The sequence below is a fragment of the Negadavirga shengliensis genome (assembly GCF_042652345.1).
GTDB lineage: Bacteria > Bacteroidota > Bacteroidia > Cytophagales > Cyclobacteriaceae > Negadavirga > Negadavirga shengliensis.
Map to the genome: position 1 here is coordinate 81012 of NZ_JBHSJJ010000021.1, position 18094 is coordinate 99105.

Annotated in this window: 13 protein-coding genes; 5 read left to right on the forward strand and 8 right to left on the reverse strand. The window is 45.0% G+C overall.

Annotated elements, in window-relative coordinates; translation table 11 throughout:
• Nucleotides 1-3 precede the first annotated feature (3 nt).
• From ACFPFU_RS23680 to ACFPFU_RS23690, 3 genes are all read left to right on the forward strand, one after another.
• Nucleotides 4-1917: a RagB/SusD family nutrient uptake outer membrane protein gene (locus ACFPFU_RS23680; RefSeq protein ID WP_377068852.1), complete on the forward strand. Its 1914-nt coding sequence runs from the start codon at nucleotides 4-6 to the stop codon at nucleotides 1915-1917.
• Between the two features lie 54 nt (nucleotides 1918-1971).
• A complete protein-coding gene (locus ACFPFU_RS23685) occupies nucleotides 1972-2673 on the forward strand; it encodes a DUF3823 domain-containing protein (protein ID WP_377068854.1) in 702 nt (233 codons plus the stop codon).
• Nucleotides 2674-2760: 87 nt separating this feature from the next.
• The gene (locus tag ACFPFU_RS23690; protein WP_377068856.1) at nucleotides 2761-4086 is read left to right on the forward strand and encodes a glycoside hydrolase family 99 protein; all 1326 of its coding nucleotides are present in this window, start codon (nucleotides 2761-2763) and stop codon (nucleotides 4084-4086) included.
• A gap of 16 nt (nucleotides 4087-4102) precedes the next feature.
• Here ACFPFU_RS23690 and ACFPFU_RS23695 read toward each other — a convergent pair whose 3' ends face one another.
• The 3 genes from ACFPFU_RS23695 to ACFPFU_RS23705 form a co-directional block, all read right to left on the reverse strand.
• Nucleotides 4103-5116: a hypothetical protein gene (locus ACFPFU_RS23695; RefSeq protein ID WP_377068858.1), complete on the reverse strand. Its 1014-nt coding sequence runs from the start codon at nucleotides 5114-5116 to the stop codon at nucleotides 4103-4105.
• A gap of 11 nt (nucleotides 5117-5127) precedes the next feature.
• Complete coding sequence (locus ACFPFU_RS23700) at nucleotides 5128-7308, reverse strand: outer membrane protein assembly factor BamB family protein (RefSeq protein WP_377068860.1); 2181 nt, start codon at nucleotides 7306-7308, stop codon at nucleotides 5128-5130.
• 122 nt (nucleotides 7309-7430) lie between these two features.
• Complete coding sequence (locus ACFPFU_RS23705; protein WP_377068862.1) at nucleotides 7431-8795, reverse strand: enolase C-terminal domain-like protein; 1365 nt, start codon at nucleotides 8793-8795, stop codon at nucleotides 7431-7433.
• A gap of 502 nt (nucleotides 8796-9297) precedes the next feature.
• Here ACFPFU_RS23705 and ACFPFU_RS23710 point away from each other — a divergent pair.
• Nucleotides 9298-11832 carry a Kelch repeat-containing protein gene (locus ACFPFU_RS23710; protein WP_377068864.1) on the forward strand — a complete coding sequence of 845 codons (2535 nt, stop codon included), beginning with the start codon at nucleotides 9298-9300 and terminating at the stop codon, nucleotides 11830-11832.
• A 255-nt stretch (nucleotides 11833-12087) separates the two neighbouring features.
• Nucleotides 12088-12711 carry an NAD(P)-dependent oxidoreductase gene (locus ACFPFU_RS23715; protein ID WP_377068866.1) on the forward strand — a complete coding sequence of 208 codons (624 nt, stop codon included), beginning with the start codon at nucleotides 12088-12090 and terminating at the stop codon, nucleotides 12709-12711.
• A 535-nt stretch (nucleotides 12712-13246) separates the two neighbouring features.
• On the opposite strand, the gene ACFPFU_RS23720 is transcribed toward ACFPFU_RS23715, so the two are convergent.
• The 5 genes from ACFPFU_RS23720 to ACFPFU_RS23740 form a co-directional block, all read right to left on the reverse strand.
• Nucleotides 13247-13540, reverse strand: coding sequence for a hypothetical protein (locus tag ACFPFU_RS23720; RefSeq protein WP_377068868.1), 294 nt, complete (start codon nucleotides 13538-13540; stop codon nucleotides 13247-13249).
• Nucleotides 13537-14100, reverse strand: a complete 564-nt coding sequence (locus tag ACFPFU_RS23725; protein ID WP_377068870.1) for a polysaccharide deacetylase family protein — start codon at nucleotides 14098-14100, stop codon at nucleotides 13537-13539. The genes ACFPFU_RS23720 and ACFPFU_RS23725 overlap by 4 nt, the downstream gene beginning before the upstream one ends.
• 11 nt (nucleotides 14101-14111) lie before the next feature.
• The gene (locus tag ACFPFU_RS23730) at nucleotides 14112-14345 is read right to left on the reverse strand and encodes a polysaccharide deacetylase family protein (protein ID WP_377068872.1); all 234 of its coding nucleotides are present in this window, start codon (nucleotides 14343-14345) and stop codon (nucleotides 14112-14114) included.
• 1017 nt (nucleotides 14346-15362) lie between these two features.
• Nucleotides 15363-16286, reverse strand: a complete 924-nt coding sequence (locus ACFPFU_RS23735; protein ID WP_377068874.1) for an SgcJ/EcaC family oxidoreductase — start codon at nucleotides 16284-16286, stop codon at nucleotides 15363-15365.
• 79 nt (nucleotides 16287-16365) lie between these two features.
• Nucleotides 16366-17181: a helix-turn-helix domain-containing protein gene (locus ACFPFU_RS23740; protein WP_377068876.1), complete on the reverse strand. Its 816-nt coding sequence runs from the start codon at nucleotides 17179-17181 to the stop codon at nucleotides 16366-16368.
• Nucleotides 17182-18094: the final 913 nt, after the last annotated feature.

An 18094-nucleotide genomic window follows, 5' to 3' on the forward strand; every position in this document is an offset into this window, starting at 1 on the left:
ACAATGAAGATCCTAACATATATATCAACAGTAATTTTCGCTGCTTCTGCGATCATGGTATCCAGCTGCACTGAAGTGCTTGATTTGGAACCCCAGGATAAGCTACCGGTAGAGACGGTCTTTTCCTCACCTGCGGGTGTAAAGCTGTATATGGCCAACCTGTATTATCAGTTACCCACAGAAGATTTTCTTTTCTTCAATTCAGGATTCAACCAGAACCAGGGAGGCCCAAACAACGGGGGGCAAACCAGAGCACAGTCTACGGATGAAGCTGTACATTCTGAGGCCGGGGGCCTTAATAATGGGCCAAACGGGAACGGTGACAACATGAACAATTATTGGATTTCCGGCTATTCCCTGATTAGAGACGTTAACTTGCTCATCGATGCCATTCCGACATTGGACATCCGTGATGAAGATAAGGAAAGGCTGAATGGCGAAGCGGCGTTTGTAAGGGCTTTTGCCTACTTCGGAATAGCCATCCGGTATGGTGGTTTACCGCTGATCAAGCAAAGCCAGGAATATCTTGGAGACGCCGAATCCCTGAAGGTGCAGAGAAGCACGGAAAAGGAAACCTTTGATTACATTCTGTCGGAGCTGGATATTGCCGCCGCAAATCTTCCCGAATCATGGAACGGGGAGCGCAGGGCGACAAAATGGGTGGCACTTGCCCTCAAGTCCAGGGCAGCACTCCATGCAGCCTCATTAGCCAAATTCTGGCATAAGGCTCCATTAACAGGCGACGCTGTAGACCGCGGGTATGTGGGGATGTCAGCCAATGATGCCGATGACTATTACAGGCAGTGCATTGAGGCATCCGCGGAGATTATGGATTCAGGGGTATTCTCCCTTTACCAAGCTACCCCCGCTACGCCGGCCGAAGCTGCGGAAAACTACAGAAGGATGTTCCAGGATCCCAATGTCGCATTAGACGAAGCGATCTTTATAAAGGGCCATACCATTCCAGGTGACAGAAGGGGCCATAATTACGATATTTGGTTTACGCCTGCCCAGCTGGCGAACGGCTGGCCACATCCCGGCCGTATGAATCCCACTTTGGATTTGGTTGATCTGTATGAGGACTACTCAGACCCCGGCAAATCTGCCCCCATTGTAACCACCACAGACGGTGATATCAACAATTATAACGGGTATGATGCCAACAAATCATACCTTCGGTTTGACAATCCGACCGATCCGTTTACCAACAAAGACGCCCGTTTGCATGCGACAGTGGTAGTTCCCGGAAGTAGCATGAAAGGGGTGGAGATAGTCATCCAAGCCGGCTATATTTTGCCTGACGGTACTCCCCGGATCCGCACTGGAGGTTCGGTGGAAATCGATGGCGTGACCTATTACAATTATGGAGGTCCTACTCCAAATGATTATTCCGGGTTTGACGGTTTTGGAGGGAACAATACAAAAACCGGTTTTTCTTTTAGAAAATTCATGAAGGATGACCCCATTACGCCGGGATGGAACCAAAGTACTTCAGACTGGATGGAATTCAGGTATGCCGAAATCCTGCTGAATTATGCAGAAGCTGTCGCGGAAAGCGGGCTGGGTGATGAAGCCAGGGCAGCACAAGCCCTAAATGACATTCGGAGACGGGCGGGTCATACGGTCGAAATTCCCTTAACCGTTGCCAACGTGATGCGGGAAAGGACAGTGGAATTGGCCTTTGAGAACAAACGTTGGTGGGACCTGATCAGAAGAAGGGAGCGTCATGAGATATTTGAGGCGCAAATATCGCATGCGCTCCTACCCGTATTGGACCTGAGAGTCAGCCCGGCAAAGTATATTTTTATTCGGGCAAATGTCCATAACATGAATCCCCGGACCTTTTTGGTAAGGGACTATTATCTGGCCATTCCCGGGGTAGGAGCAAGTGGTGTTGTACAGAACCCGACGGGCTAATCATTTAACCTCAGCCAATTAAAAATCTTTCAAAATTTGTCAAAGTAATTAGTTATGAAAAAGATCAATTCTATATTTTATCTGCTCGCTGTGGCCATGAATTTGTCTTGTGAGATTGATAATTATGACCAGCCGAATGCGGAGTTGTACGGTACTTTTATTGATGAGGGCACGAACCAACCTCTTGCCCAGGATATTGTGAATGGGACGGTAATTGAACTTATTGAGCTCGGCTGGGTGGAAAACCCGACCAATGTCACCCAGACCCTGGTCAGCATGGGGGACGGTACTTACAGAAATAGCCAAATATTCTCAGGGGAATATCTTGTGCGGGCGGTGAGGGGAAATTTTCACGAAATACCGGCCATAGAGAGCATGGAGATCAAAGGCAGGACAAAACTTGACTTTCTGGTCACACCGTACCTCAGGATCGTCGACCCTGTTATTGAAAGGGTGGGGTCCACCGTTACCGCAACCTTCAGGATTGAGCAGACTTCCACACAGGATGTTGCCAGGATCGGATTGTATGTTCATCCCAACCCCAATGTGGGCAACCCTATGACGCTTACCTCAAGGGTGGAAAGCAATATCAACCGCCTGACAGACCCTGAGGAGAACTTTACGCTAAGCATAGATCTTGATGCAAATTCCAATACCCTACAACAGGGGAAGCCGTACTATTTCCGGATTGGCGCATTGAGCAGTGCCGGGTCGGCCAAGTTTAATTATGGCCCCGCTGTGAGGATAACAATTTAATTTTCAGGTATAACAATCCTCACATTTATCTTAAGATCAGTGGGGATTGTTACCTTCATCCCATCTCATTTTTAAAACATTACGATTATGCAACAATTACACCTCTTGTTTTTCCTTTGTTCCTTGGTTATAGGCTGTGTCAGCAATGAGGGAGCATCCGTTTCGGAAGATCCTGACCAGCCTCCCGAGGAGATACCTGAGGCGGTATATGATGAAACCGGGTTACGCTATACCTCGCTGAATCAACTTGTGATGGCAGGTTACCAGGGATGGTTTGCCGCTGAGGGAGATGGTTCCGACAGAGGCTGGTATCATTATCAACGCGCCGGCAGATTTGAACCTGGATTTTCTACAATAGATTTTTGGCCGGATGTAGCGGAGTACGGCAAAAAATACAAAACCGCCTTCCAACATAAAGACGGTTCTCCTGCCTATGTCTATAGCCCCTACGACGAAGAAAGTATTGATCTCCATTTTAAGTGGATGAAAGAATACGGCATCGACGGCGTGCATATGCAGCGGTTTGTCGTGGAAATCAAAGAAGGGAATGTAAAAGGAAGGCGTCACTTCAATCAGGTGCTTTCCCACGCTTTAAAGGCGGCAAAAAAATACGGAAGAGCCATCAGCGTGATGTATGATCTCAGCGGTTGCGGTCCTGAAGATGTGGCTTACCTAAAACAGGACTGGGAAGCCCTGCAAACTACGTTCAAATTGTTTGACAATAATGAAAATCCCACCTACGTGAGACACAATGGGAAACCGCTATTGACCATCTGGGGAGTGGGATTCAATGACAACAGAAAATATGCCACCGCAGATGTGGACCGGTTGGTGGATCAATTGAAGGGACCGGATAATAAGGTTTCGGTCATGCTTGGGGTGCCCTATTACTGGAGAACACTGGACAGAGACACAGAAGCCTCAGCAGCCCTACATGCGCTGATCAAAAAAGTAGATGTGATCATGCCCTGGGCGGTGGGCAGATACAACAGTGAGAGTTATGGTAACATCTCCGGAGGGGTGTTATCTGCAGACATTCACTGGTGCAAAACCAACAATGTGGATTATATCCCGCTTGCTTTTCCGGGTTTTACCTGGGGCAATATGCGGTCAGATCCCGCCTTGTATGACCAAATTCCACGGAAAGAAGGCGAATTTTTCTGGAAACAGGTAGCGGGGGCAAAGCTTGCAGGGGCCCAGTCTCTGTATGTAGCGATGTTTGATGAAATAGATGAAGGTACGGCCATCTTTAAATGTCTTAATGAAACCGAGGTTCCGCTGAATGGAAGCGGTAAATTCATGGGAATAGAAGATGGCCTGGATTCAGACTATTACCTTTGGTTGACAGGTCAGGCCACTCAATGGTTTCATGGTAAGGACAGTTTTGGCCCAGAGAAACCAAATAGGCCATAGTCATTGCTCTGATTCCTTAATTCTTACCCGGGTCAAAAGTATAGAATGTATACTCGTTGTGGTAATTCACTGCTTCGCCGGGTAAGAGTTTTAACCGGATATAGGGCTCAGCACAATAAGTTGATGGATTGGCCCAAAAAACCAATTTCTCCAATTCCCGGTCTCCGCTTACGGTCACGCCGGCACCGGTTTTGGTGTTTTCCAGCGAAAATTGATTGTCTTCCGTGCTGCTGCCGAATCCCTCCAACCCGCTACTGTATACCTGTTCCCCTTTATTAAACTTTCTCTCAAACCTGATAGCCCTGTCTTTTATGTGGGCCAATGTGCCAAATCCCCGCATGCTCCCGTCTCCTTTGTCGGGGACCCTGACATCATAAGGAAAAGTCAATTTAATATTTGGGCCGGTAGGTTCACCATCCAGAACAAAGAAATTATGGTTATACACGTTGGTACTGATGATTTTCTGGCCGGTGTTTTCTAAGCTGTATGAGATCAGCATCTTCGGTTTCCCTTCCACCAGCTCAACTGTTTTGGTATAAATGTAGGAATAGCCTGCAGCATCTTGAAGTTCATGGATGAATGCTATCCGGTCTTTATGAGGCTTTACCGTCCATTTTCCCGGATTGGTGATGTCGTAGGTAAACATAAATCTATATCCTTTCTCCTCTACTTTGCGCAGCGCACCAACCCCTATTTTCACAAAGCTCTCCCCGGGTTTAGCCTCTGCATATCCCAAGGGGCCATATTCATCCACCGGCCCCATGATGGCATCATTTATTTTCGGATCATATTTTTCAAACCATTGGCCAAAATATTCATGCCCGTCGTATTTCAAACTTGAGATTACACCTGACCAGTCAAAGCGCGAGGCCCGGTAATAACCTATTTCCCGGTCCGGCAGGTAAAGATGCACATCCAGGAGACCGTTCGTAATCTCAGCTTGCGGAGGATCGTTTTTCGAAGTAAAACCGATCCACAACGGTCCAAGGATCAGAAACAGCATGCTGCAAATTTTTAGATTTTCACCCATCTGGAATCCATTTAATTAGGTTGTTTTAAGGCGAAAGCGATATAACTGCCGCCCATTTTCTGCTGTCTCCCACCTCCTGCTGCGATGACGACAAATTGCCTGCCGTCAACCTCATAGGTAATCGGTGTGGCAAACCCCCCGGCGGGAAGCTGGAATTCCCACAGGATTTCACCGGATCTTTTATCAAAAGCCCGGATTTTTTCGTCTTTGGTGCCGGCGATGAAAACCAAGCCACCGGCAGTCACTAAGGGACCGCCATAGGATGCTGTGCCTGTGGGCGGGATGCCCCTTGCGGTCAGTTCCGGATATTCCCCCAACGGTACCCGCCAAAGGTATTCCCCGGTATTCAGGTCAATGGCATTCAGGGTGCCCCAAGGCGGTTTAATCCCCGGGTAACCCTCCTGGTCGGTAAACCTCCTCCAAGGGTTACTCACATAGGCGGGAACATAGGGAAATCCCGGATTGGTTTCCGGTACATTATCATTTCCAGCGTACTGATCGGGCTGAACCATTATGGTATCGGCTGCTGACTCAGTAATGAATCCCAGGATGCTGCCCCGGTCTTCGGCAGAAAGGTGCTGGAATGAAGGCATCCTGCTTCCGCCGTATTGGATCAGGTCATTGATTTCAGTCAGGGATCTCTTTTTTTCAATACCCATAAGGCTTGGCAATTCAGGGCCGCTCCCCCGGCGGTCCTTTCCATGGCATGAAGCACAATGAGCTAAATATAAGGCATTTCCCTGAGATATTTTTCTACCGCCACCCTTGTTTGCTGTCATAGATTTCCTTTCTGACATCACCAGTTCCCAGGGTTCCTCGTTGGAATTCTGATATAGGATCCCATCAGGATCTATCGCATTTCCTCCCCACTGTGCACCGCCGCTATATCCGAAAAGCAGGGTTCCTTCCGTACTTGGAGGAGCAAATTTATTATCGGTCTTCATTTCGAGAAAACGTTCCTTTACAAAGGCATGGGCTTCGGGAGACAAGTCGGTAATATCATTTTCCGTAAACACCTGCCGGGCGAAAGGCGCTGGTTTAAGCGGGTATTTCTGGGTAGGATAGGGGTGTTCCCCGGGAAGCCCGTCGGTGGGTACCGGCCGTTCTTCCACGGGGAACAATGAGCTGCCATTGTCTCTGTCCAGGACATACACCAGACCGTCTTTTGTGGCTTGAACCACCACATCGACGGCCTCTCCGTTGTGCGTAATGGTAGTAAGATTAGGGGGACAGGAATGGTCCCGGTCCCAGAGATCATGGTGGATGGTTTGATAGTACCATTTCATTTCCCCGGTAAGGGCATCCAGCGCCATGATACAGTTGGCGAAAAGGTTTGCCCCTTTACGGTCTGCACCATAGAAATCAGAAGCGGGTGAACCGGTCCCAAAAAAAACCAGCCCCCGCTTTTCGTCCAACGTCATGCCACTCCAGCTGTTTGCGGCCCCTATCTTTTTATAGGCATCTTTTGGCCATGTATCGTAACCAAATTCACCGGGTTGGGGAATGGTGTGGAAAACCCATTCCAGGCTGCCGGTTTTCACATCAAAGGCCCGGATATGACCGGGAGCCGCATCTCCTCCCTCTGACACAGCGGATCCAATAATCAATGTGTTTTTATAAATCATACCTGGGCTTGTGGCGTTTACGGAGAGGGCGCTTACCTCATGGTCCATGTTTGTTTGCAGTCCTTGCTTTAAGTCTGCCCTCCCGTCTTCGCCAAAATCATTCACTATTTCACCCGTTATGGCATTCACGGCATATAAACCGGCCCCTACGGTGTAAAGGATGCGTTTATCTCTTCCACTTTCCCAATACATAACCCCCCTGCTCTGATGGGGTTTATCTTTCTTGAAGGGTGAAAATTTCCAAATCTGTTCGCCGGTTCCGGCATCCAAAGCAAACAAATTTAACTCGGGCGTGGTGCCATAAAGTATGCCGTTGACCACTATGGGTTGGCACTGGATTTCTCCCTCCCTGGTAGCGGCGGCATTATACATCCACGCGATTTCCAGATCCCTGACATTTTCAGTATGGATTTGATCTAACGGGGAATATCGGTTGCCTAATTTGTTGCCGCCATATGTGGGCCAGTCTTTTCCGGTAACCAAAGGTGCCGGTGTTTCTCTCAAGAAATAGGCAATACAACATCCCAAAATCAGGATGCCGGAAATCAAAAATGCAGATTGCTTCATCGAATTGTTTTTAGTTAATCATCATCATGGCAATTTCTTTCATTTACCCGAGTGATCGGATAAAAAAAAGAGGGAAATCATCCTGTTCCAACTGCCACTCTTGGGATGAATGACATATTTTTTTAGGGTTTGATGATGGTCCCATCCCCTTTGCGAAGTGTCCCCATACCATTATGCCGGATCGGGTACTTAGCAGCCTCCTTTTCATTAATGTCAATTCCCAGGCCATGCTGTTCAGTAACCGTAAAATATCCGTTTTTCATCAGGGGGGTACCGGGAAACACCTCCTGGACCTTGTTGTTGAAAAATTGACCCTCTTGGATACCAAAATTATATACCGCAAGGTTGATGTGGTTGTTTGCCTGATGTCCGACAGGGGAGGTATCCCCGGGGCCATGCCAGGCAGTCCTCACATTAAACCACTCACCTAATCTAGCTATTTTCATTGCCGGAGTAATGCCCCCAATTTGGGAAATATGACAACGGATAAAGTCGAACATTTGATTGATCATAGGCTCCCTGAATTCATTGATGTTGTTGAAAAGTTCTCCCATGGCGAGGGGGACGCTGGTAGTGGCGCGAAGTTGCTTAAACCACCCCATGTTTTCGGGAGAAAAGGGGTCTTCAATAAAAAAGGGGCGATAACTTTCCAACTCCTTTATCATATTAATCGCCTGTATGGGTTCTACCTGCTCATGCATGTCATGCAAAAGTTCTACTCTCTCCCCACATTTTTTTCGAATATATTCAAACATTTTTGGTACGCGTCTCAAATATTCCCCCTGGTCAGAGTATCCGTCTGTATCTCTTCCGTAACCCGCGGCTTTAAAATCAGGAACCACATTTCCAAAAGTGCCGGTACCTCCATACCCACCTTGCTGGATCCGAACGTGTCTCCATCCCCTGTCCATAAACTCCTGTACCTTATCCGCTATTTCTTCAACCGTACTTCCACTCGCATGAATATAGGTATCCACATCAATTCTGCTTCTGCCTCCCAAGAGTTGATACACAGGCATTTGGGCCCTTTTGCCCTTGATGTCCCATAAAGCCTGATCCAACCCGGATAAGGCATTGTTCAGCACCGGTCCATTCCTCCAATAGGAGCTTACATAAGCAGACATCCAGAGGTCTTCGATATTGTCCACATCCTTTCCACGGCAGAAATCATTGAGGTATATATCTATGGCGGGAACAACAACCGCAGCCCTTTGTGTAAAGGTGGCACAACCCAATCCATAGAGGCCCGGTTCCGAAGTCTCGACCTTTACGATGACCAGGTTGGATCCGCCCGGTGCCGTTGTGATCGCCCGGACGCTGGTTATTGTGACGGGTGCTGCCCCTTTTTGGTAAGCCGGAGTGGTATGATTGGCAGCGCGGACTTCTGGACTGTCGAATAGTCCAAAAAATCCGGCGGTGGAACCCATTGCAAGCATTTTTAACACATTTCTGCGTTTTGAGGGAGAGGTTGGGGTTGATTTTTTCATGTGAGATTTAGGTTTATTTTAAAATTGTTGTCAGTGACAGCAGGCATTTTTCTAAGAGAATGATAGAAGAATTGGAGCTATATATCACTTTAATCCTGTCTTCGTGCAATAATAGTCTCATGCATTAAAAAAACATTAATGGAAGATTAACGGTGGATGAGGGTTCTGGATTTTTTGTTTTTTCCAGCTGCTTTTTATATTGCCGAATGCCGGCCAGGTAGGGATTTTACCGGTGATCTCCTTTGATGAAAGCGTGCAAAGAATAAAAGAAAATGAAAAAAAATATTTATTAACTTGTACCAAAATGTTGTTATTCGCCGTCAGCAACGCAATCTGGTATCATGACATCAAGGCGATGACCCGCATATGGTTCTTCTGATTGAGGGAGCTGGCTCTGGTGGTAAAACGGAGAGCTGATTGGCTGGTGATATTGTAGCTGAATGAGATAGTAGTGTTGGCGTTTTGCCGGGTTGCATAACAAATGCCTCAATTGATTTAAATAATGAAATCCTGGTTTAAGAAATACCTGATTCCGATATGTTGCCTCTTGAGTATTTCCAGTTCCGTTTCAGGTCAGTTCTACGGTCTGTCTTTTTCAGGCAGCGAGACGGTTCAGGACAAAAGGACCGGGCTGGATCTGAGCCCGGACAATACCCTCTGCCTTGATAAAAGTTTTCGCTTGTCATTTGATATCTCATTTCAGCCGGATCAGCTGGAGTACTTCGGATATGTTTTCCGGATCATCGACGGGGAAAACCGCAACATAGACCTGATCAGCAACCTGCATTCCCCTGATGCCAGTCATTTTGTAGTGATCAATGAAGGCAACTCAACGCCCCATTCCTTTGATTTGCAAAACACCGGTATTTTTTCTGACTGGAACAGGTTTGTCTTTGATTTTGATTATGAAAATCAGGAAGTCAGGTATTCCTTTCTGGGAATATCCAATGTTCAAAGCATGTCTTTCGAGCCTGGGAGTTGTTTTAAAATATTATTCGGAGCCAATGATTACCCGAAATTTAAGACTACGGATGTGCCGCCTATGAATATCAGGGACATTGAAATCGTGGAAGGGGGAGTAGAAAGGAACAAATGGCTTTTGGATCAACATCACGGTAATTCTGCGCAGGAGAAAATTTCCGGTCAGAACGGACATGTCCGGCATCCATTATGGATAAGGAAAATGCGGATGGAGTGGAAGCTGCTCAAAAATTTTACCACAGAGGGCCCAATAAGTGTGGGCTTTAATCCCAATGATGAGCTTTTGTATTTTATAGGACTGGATTCGCTGCTTTCGTTTTCCTGTGCCAATAACAGATTGACCAGAGTGCCCTATGAATCCGGGAGACTCCACCTTTTACGTGGGAATCAATCCTTTTTTGATCAACATCAGAAACAACTGCACAACATTTACCTCGACCAGGAGACCATATCTACCTACGACGAGGAATCCCAAACCTGGAACAAAAATTTTGAACCGCCGTCGCGGCTTACTGACAACTGGCAATACAATAAATTCTACTCGCCGGTTGACAGTGCCATTTATATACTTGGAGGATACGGTCATTTCATCTATAAAAATAAAGTAAGGAGGTACCACCTGCCCACTGAAACCTGGGACTCGATCATTCCCCCTGCCGATGCATTTACACCCCGCTACTTGGCTGCTTTAGGGGCCGTGGATGAGGGGGCTTATGTGCTGGGAGGATATGGAACCTTTTCCGGCCAGCAGATCCATAACCCCACCAATCTCTATGACCTCGTTTATTTTGATGTAAAAGAAAGAACATTTAAAAAATTATTCGATCTGAAGGTGAAGGAGGAAGAATTTGTATTTGCTAATTCGCTGGTGATCGATGAACAGAACCGGAGCTACTACGGACTGATCTTTTCAAAACATCAGTACAACTCCAATTTGCAGCTCATAAAAGGGTCGCTGGATTCGGCTGTGTATATAGAGGTTGGAAACAAGATGCCCTTTAAATTTTATGACATCAATTCATTTGCCGACCTGTACTATGCGCCAAAACTGGACCGCTTTTTTGCGGTTACGCTCTTTCATAATACTGAAAACCAGACAGAAGCCGCTATATTTTCCATTGCTGCCCCGCCGATCCCTGTAGAAGAAGAGAACCATCCGGAAACATATCCAGGCTACGTCATCATCTTACTCATAGGCGGCACTCTCCTGTTGGGAAGTGTGGCATACTATTTCAAAAAGCGGAATACAACCGTTCCAGACTCCCATACCCTTGCCAGGGTCCCGCAGAAAAGCCAGAAGCCGATAATTCCGGGGCAGCCTGCTGAAAATCCTCACAGGAATGACATCTACCTTTTTGGAGTATTCCAACTGTTCGACGATAAGGGCGATGACATCACCAAAAACTTCACTCCCCTTATCAGGGAATTATTCTTGGTCATTCTGCTTTACACCATCAGATGGGAAAGGGGTATCAGTTCGGAGAAGCTCAAAGATCTGCTCTGGCACGATAAGTCGGCGGAAAGCGCGAGGAACAACCGTTCGGTTAATATTGCGAAGTTAAAAACCATACTTGCTGAGGTTAAAGGATGCCAGATCTCCAAAGAAACCGGTTATTGGAAGGTGAACCTTGATCCTTCCCAGATAAACGTGGATTACCAGGACTACAACAACATTATTCAGGACAAGAAATTTCTAAGCAAAAACAGGATTCAACAATTGATAGCTATTGTTCAAAGGGGCAGTTTCCTTTCCAACCTCGAGTACGAATGGCTTGACGTATTTAAATCTGAAATCAGTAATGAAGTGATCGATATTTATATCAATTACACCAATTCGATCGATATTTCAGAGGATCCGGAATTTATAATAGAGATCGCCAACTATATATTCTATTTTGACATGGTGAATGAGGAAGCGATGATGTTGAAATGTAAAGCACTGGTACACCTTGGAAAACATTCCTTGGCAAAAGGTGTTTTCGAAAATTTCAAAAAGGAATATAAAAACATTTATGACGAGGATTTCAGCAAAGATTTCCAAACTATTTTGGAGTGAATCAATCCCTTAGGGTTACCGGAGTGGCTCTCGGGGAGTTTGATTTTCAGTAATTGCGGCAAATACGGAGAATTGACTACAACAAAAACAGATCGGACTACACCTGTTTTTTAGATGTTGATAAAATTTACAGCAATATGGGAGAAAAACCATTTAATGACGACCAAACTATGGCCATAATAACGCTAAGCCGTTTTTAATAGTATTAAACGCTGTCCTAAGTCCATTGGAAACGCAAGGAAAGGAGGTAACCCCATGAAAATAGCAATCATTGGCGCCACCCGTGGCATTGGCTTGGAGCTGGTAAAAGCCGCTCTGGCTGATGGCCATGAGGTAACTGCGCTCGTCCGTAATCCAGCCCACATGCCGGTTAGCGACAAACACCTGCGGATTGTCGAAGGAGATGCATTAGATCCCAACGCAATCGTTAAGGTAGTGGAGGGACAGGATGTCGTTTGTGTCTGTCTGGGCACGACCAAGATAACGCAAACGATAACCCTGTTCTCCCGTTGTGCGGAAAACCTTTCGAAAACCCTTAAACCCGAACAATTGCTCATCGCCGTTACCGGTATCGGTGCCGGAGATAGCAAAGGACACGGAGGTTTTTTATATGATTATATGTTTATGCCAATTGTATTGCGCAGGATGTATGCCGATAAAGATCGCCAGGAAAGCATTATCAACAGCAAAATTTCTCGCTGGATCATTGTTCGACCCGGCTTTCTGAACAATGGACTGCGAACAGGGCATTATCGTGCACTTACCGATTTGCGCGGCATCCATGGAGGAAGAATTTCACGCGCAGACGTAGCCGACTTCATGCTATCCCAAGCCAAGTCCCCTCAGTTTATCGGCCAGACGCCCCTGCTGATTTATTGAAGCCTCTATAAAACACACAAAAAAGCTTTATGGCCGGAGTAATGAATGTTTCCCCTCTAAGGTTCTTGTTCCGGTTGGCGATAAAGCCTTAATGAGGCCATAGGGATAAAAGATGTACAAGAATTGGATTGGTGGGAAGGTGTATGGGTTAATCCCGACACAAGAATCGCATTTTCCCCGGCGCAGCATTCATCCGCACGCGTTTTCTTTGATAAGGACCTTGGTGATGGCAAGCTTGTCTGGAATACATTGGTTAGATCGCAACGAAAAAAGGGGCCATCAAAGCCCCTTCCCATAGTTTGATAATCATTTAGGAAGTGATATCAGAAAAAACTTACTCATAACTTCCTTCCCTTCCCTGAACGAAAATTGCCTAACTTTTTCTCATTATTTACTCTTTCACAGGTATTAAAGTCAATGCTTTCAGGTCCATTAACGCGCCTTTTTCAAATGCATCTTTGGATTTGACCATTAATTGATTGAGATCGTTTTTCAAGTGAATTTTCCCAACCTTTAACGTTTTGAAGGTTTCCCACTATCCGGACTTGCCTACCGTACCGGTAATTTTTTGATCACCAACTGAGATCACGTAATCTTTTCCGGATTCTTCATCGGATACAGACCATTCCATCCATACTTCATAATCGCCACCCTGGGGCAATTCGATGTCCCATACCACTTGGTCCTTGGCGGTAAACCAGCCAAAAGCATTCCATTCGGGCATGTATTGAATATTAGGGCCTATGCCTTTACCGTTTTCTGCCGTCAATAATATTTCATTGTCTGTCGAAGGTCTTGCGATTTCGGGTATGTTCAGATTCCCCTTCATTTCGTTTCTTTTTTTATCCACATATTCAGCCACTGTTCCAATGGGTCTATCCAGATTTCATTGTCTGGATCAGTAGCAAAGCGACAGAGCTCTCTGAGGGCGTTGAGATAGGTTGTTTGGTTCCCCTTTTCGTCGGTTTCATGCCCAGCCAGCACAAGCCACTGACCGTTTTTTTTGGCATTTTCAATGATAGGCAGGAGTTCATCAAATGTCATGTTGTCCATTTTCATACCCGTGAGCTGGGCCATGTCCACATATATCGGGTCAGAGGGGATCTCATCCAGCCAGCCTCTACCCACCCTGAACAATTCGGACACCAGTGGGACAAAACTTTTAGTATATGCGCCTTTGCCTATAAAGGTCATACCACAGGGGTATGCATAAACTTTTGGGGTAACCCCAAGTAGGGATTCAATTTGAGAATTGGCATCCAGTGGTTCAGCACGCATCCGTTCGAGGGTATAGTCTTCCAGCGTCCGATTACGGGACCACGGAAAATTTCCCGAACAAGGATGATTGACGGAATGGTTCCCCATTTCATGGCCGCTTTTTACGGCCATTTGCCATCCTTCTACATTTTTTCCACGTTGGACGGCACAATAAAGAACGTTGCCTTGACATCATATTCATTCAGAAGCGGCACGCCTAAGGTTGGGTTGCTGGCCCGCGCATCGTCAAAACTTAGGCTAATGGCCATCCTCTTCCCGTCCGGCCACGGAAAAGGTGGATCCTGGGCTTGGGTAAGAGAATAACTTCCGAAAAACAGCAGAAGCAAAAGCGGATAGTTCATCATGTTTGTTGTCATTTGTTTATAATTGTTTTTTTAACGGACACATGCTTGCGTGCCGTAATACCCTTCAGCATGCAGGCATGGAACCTCGAATGTCCCCGCCCCCTGGCGAGGGTCCCTTCCGATTTTCCAGTTCCGCAGCGCAGGAGGAACTTAGACTCATTTGGAGTGGGATTTTTCGTTGTTAATGAGCTTGGCAATTCCTTGAGATGAAAAGATCCTGGACTAAATCCTCGGCAATAATTTTATCACCGACTTTTTTAATAGCAAAGAGAAGGGAGTTTTTTCGAATATCTGTTATAGATTTCGTCAAACGTTCTGTTGCCGTCTTTTAAAAGGTCAGTGAGATCGTCATCGGTTTAGGTTGGGGCTGTTTTGATGGCCAATTTCTGTAGAAGAATGAAATATATCCTTCGAAATTTATTAAGGTTATTTACATTTCCAAATGTATTAGATCTAAACGGGATAATAATGTTCGGGGAAAGCGTGCAAAAATAGGGATTATGCTTCTTTTCCACTTCCACCACAGTTTGTAGTTCTCTAAAAATTGGGTCGCTTTAGCAGAGAATATGGGTTCAGGGTTCATTTTTGGGCATACCCATTGTCCTTCAGTTATTGCAGATTGCCTGAATCTGACCTCGGTGCAAAAAAGAATAAAATCCTTGTGTAAGATTTTCTCACACGTTTTATGAGGCCCAATGAAGATAAGTTATTGGACCTCATAATTAGAATATTGGCTTCCATTCATCTCCATTTCACAGAATTCAATACCACCTAAAATGTCGCTGTAGGTCCTGGCTAAGTCAGTAACGGGAATCTCAATTCTGTTAATTATTTTCATTTCAATAGCTTTTTAAGTTTCTTTTTGGAAACAAATATAATCAGCTTCATGTCTTCCATCGGCGCTCTTCCATTATTTTCAATAAGCCACATTTTACTAATGTATCCTTTGAGTTGGGCATGAACTTCAATATGTTGAAGCCGCATTTACATGTAGCATGTCGTTATAAATTCTGAAATCAGGAGTAAGTTTTAACTTTCGGATACTGCGCTTAATTCCTTTGTCAGTTCGTCTACCATCTCGGGTCTTCCGTGGAATTGTGCCGGGGTATTCTGAAAAAGGGCTATTTTCCACACCCCATTTTGTTTTACAGTGGTTATAGTTTGAATAGCATTCGCTGCTGGATTAATGTCCCTTTTTCCGGGCGGTATCATCCCTACAACAGCCCGAAGAATGGCGACTCCTGAATGTAAAAAACGAACTTCTCTGACCTTCCAAACATAATCGGCGGTTTGATGATGCTCAAATATTTTTCCTATTTCAGTTTCAATTTCGCTTTTTCCATGATATTGACTGCCATCAAATCCTATTGATGTTCCGGAGTCGGTAAACAGTGAAGCCATTTCCATTGCGTCCTGTTTATTCCATGCGGTAAGCAAATCAGCGTAGGTTTTTTCAACTTCGGTTTGTTCATAATCCCTTTGATAAAGATGTTCCACATTTTCTGATCCGCGTTCATGTTTTGTCTTCTCGGCCAGTTCCTTTATCCTTCTAAAAGCTTTTGGAGTAGCTTTTTCAAACATTACTTTATGTTCCAAAGGAACATCCTGATCTAAAGTCAGGATTGTGGAACCGTCCTTTTCTATGAGTTTATATTGCTCCATCCGGTCACCGTCTTTGTAGGGGTGTTCCACACCTTCAGTTAGTTCTCCCCGGTGTCTTAATAAAAGCAGTTCATTTGGCACAAGCTTTTCAATAATCCCGTAGCTGCCGAAAGCCGACTCAAAAAACTCGAACCTACTTCCCTCATTCCAGTCGCTTCTAATGTATGAACCTTCCGATTCTTCAGAGAACATACTTGTCCAGTCCCGAAAGGATTCCTTGTTCCAGAGTACGTCCCATACCCTTTCTTTGGGAGCCTTTATGTCGATTGAAAAATGGATTTTTTTCATCATAGCGATATAATTAAGTTTGTTTTCATGCAAAATTATGGAAAGCTCAAATAATAAAATTGTAAAAAAGTAGCATGTCAGGTTATTGGGGTATCATGAAATGCTCAACCCTGCCATATCGTGAAACAAGATTGGAAAGCTGTTTGGGCGTGGATCCAGTGAGATTTTTTATATCCTTGATAAAATGAGATTGGTCACTATAATTCATAGAATAAGCCACTTCAGTCAGGTTTTGAAAGTTCCCTTTTTCTAGCAGTTCAATTGCTTTTCTAAGCCTGTATACCCTCAAATAAAATTTTGGCAATATCCCCGTTGCCGTTAAAAAGCGTCTCTCGAATTGGTGCTTGGATAATCCTGAAAGTTTTACCAGACTATCTACCGTCAGGTTCGAAGAGTCGGTGTTGAGACTGTGAATGATATCAATACTAGATCGAATTATCGAATCGGGCTCATGTGTTTTACAAAGGTCAACTCTTTCCATCAAAAAATCGACAAGTGTTTCAATCCAAGTTGCCGGATGAGCCGTGTCCAGTACTCGGTTTACCACATCTTTTTTCGAAAACTCATTCAAGGAAATCATCCGGTCGGTAAATTCACAGGAACTGGTTTTAAATAACAGAGGCAGTGCCTGGTATTTGAATACCAATCCAGTTAGTGTAATGGCTTGATCAGAAATTGTAACAGAGGGTATTGTATATGGGCCATAGACAAATGCTGTGGGAAGTCTCTCCCCATCTTTGACAAAAGAACTTTTTCCATTGTTGTGTTGAACGATAATGCCAGTAGAACAATCGCTCAGCGATTGGATTCTAATAACCTGATCATCTTTATTTTTCATGATCCAAAAGTATTTGACAAATTCTCTTAGGAAACGTGGTGGATTTATTGTCTGGAACATAATTATGTCTATTTTTTCTGTTTCTTGTTATACTTGTACGACCTTTTTCAGGTTTAATTTAACTTTTGCCATTGTATGGTTTGCAGCCAAACCCTATGAATATTGCGTTATCTTTGAATAATGATACCATCTTAGCGGCACCTTTTTTACTTCCAATGCCATTAATTCGGTGTGTAGCCTTAATTATTTCAGTTTCATTCATTTTCTTTTTGATAAAAAAAGTTAAAGGGGTGTTTCCCTCCATTTCAATCACCGCACAAGGATGGCTGCAAACTCTCTTTTTGTGCAGTTGCAGGACTTTGAGGTACAGATTCGTCCCAGGTGATCGAACGTTAGACGAAGGCAAAAAATGAACCTTACGCTTTACTCCGCTCTTACATAAACAGTTGGTGTCTTCCAGTTGTTTCAAGTATGTTTTCATCTTTCACCGGCAAGGAAGATTTTTCTGTCAATAAACCCGAAAACACCTTCCACGGTATTAACAATCTTGGTAGTGTTCGCTACCAAGGACATGATGTTATTACGTTCGTAGCGGCAAATCACAAGCCATGAAGCGCCGATTTTCTCATCATGGGGATTCTTGTAAAATATGTGTAGCCGGTTAAAATATGCGGATGTTGAATAGCCGGATTTTCAGATTCCTCAAATATGCCCGATTTTTAAAGCCAGACAACTCCTTTTTCTGTACAGGTCCATCTGTGATTTAATTTTATTTCAGTTAAAGTCATGTTACACTTCGAGAAAAACCTACTTATTTCAGACCCAAAGTATTGTATTTTTATCTTAAAAATCAATTCAGCACCAGTTCATCCACCATGAGCCAAGCTTTGGCACCCGCGCCTCCGTGCCATGGGGGCAGGGAGCTTACCGGGGTGGCCACCAGCCTCATTTTCTCCACGCCCTCGGCCGAAAA

Excerpts from the sequence above, each read along its gene's own strand:
- ACFPFU_RS23680 (WP_377068852.1), top strand. The coding sequence starts at position 4 with ATGAAGATCCTAACATATATATCAACAGTAATTTTCGCTGCTTCTGCG.
- ACFPFU_RS23685 (WP_377068854.1), top strand. The coding sequence starts at position 1,972 with ATGAAAAAGATCAATTCTATATTTTATCTGCTCGCTGTGGCCATGAAT.
- ACFPFU_RS23690 (WP_377068856.1), top strand. The coding sequence starts at position 2,761 with ATGCAACAATTACACCTCTTGTTTTTCCTTTGTTCCTTGGTTATAGGC.
- ACFPFU_RS23695 (WP_377068858.1), bottom strand. The coding sequence starts at position 5,116 with ATGGGTGAAAATCTAAAAATTTGCAGCATGCTGTTTCTGATCCTTGGA.
- ACFPFU_RS23700 (WP_377068860.1), bottom strand. The coding sequence starts at position 7,308 with ATGAAGCAATCTGCATTTTTGATTTCCGGCATCCTGATTTTGGGATGT.
- ACFPFU_RS23705 (WP_377068862.1), bottom strand. The coding sequence starts at position 8,795 with ATGAAAAAATCAACCCCAACCTCTCCCTCAAAACGCAGAAATGTGTTA.
- ACFPFU_RS23710 (WP_377068864.1), top strand. The coding sequence starts at position 9,298 with ATGAAATCCTGGTTTAAGAAATACCTGATTCCGATATGTTGCCTCTTG.
- ACFPFU_RS23715 (WP_377068866.1), top strand. The coding sequence starts at position 12,088 with ATGAAAATAGCAATCATTGGCGCCACCCGTGGCATTGGCTTGGAGCTG.
- ACFPFU_RS23720 (WP_377068868.1), bottom strand. The coding sequence starts at position 13,540 with ATGAAGGGGAATCTGAACATACCCGAAATCGCAAGACCTTCGACAGAC.
- ACFPFU_RS23725 (WP_377068870.1), bottom strand. The coding sequence starts at position 14,100 with ATGGCCGTAAAAAGCGGCCATGAAATGGGGAACCATTCCGTCAATCAT.
- ACFPFU_RS23730 (WP_377068872.1), bottom strand. The coding sequence starts at position 14,345 with ATGACAACAAACATGATGAACTATCCGCTTTTGCTTCTGCTGTTTTTC.
- ACFPFU_RS23735 (WP_377068874.1), bottom strand. The coding sequence starts at position 16,286 with ATGATGAAAAAAATCCATTTTTCAATCGACATAAAGGCTCCCAAAGAA.
- ACFPFU_RS23740 (WP_377068876.1), bottom strand. The coding sequence starts at position 17,181 with ATGTTCCAGACAATAAATCCACCACGTTTCCTAAGAGAATTTGTCAAA.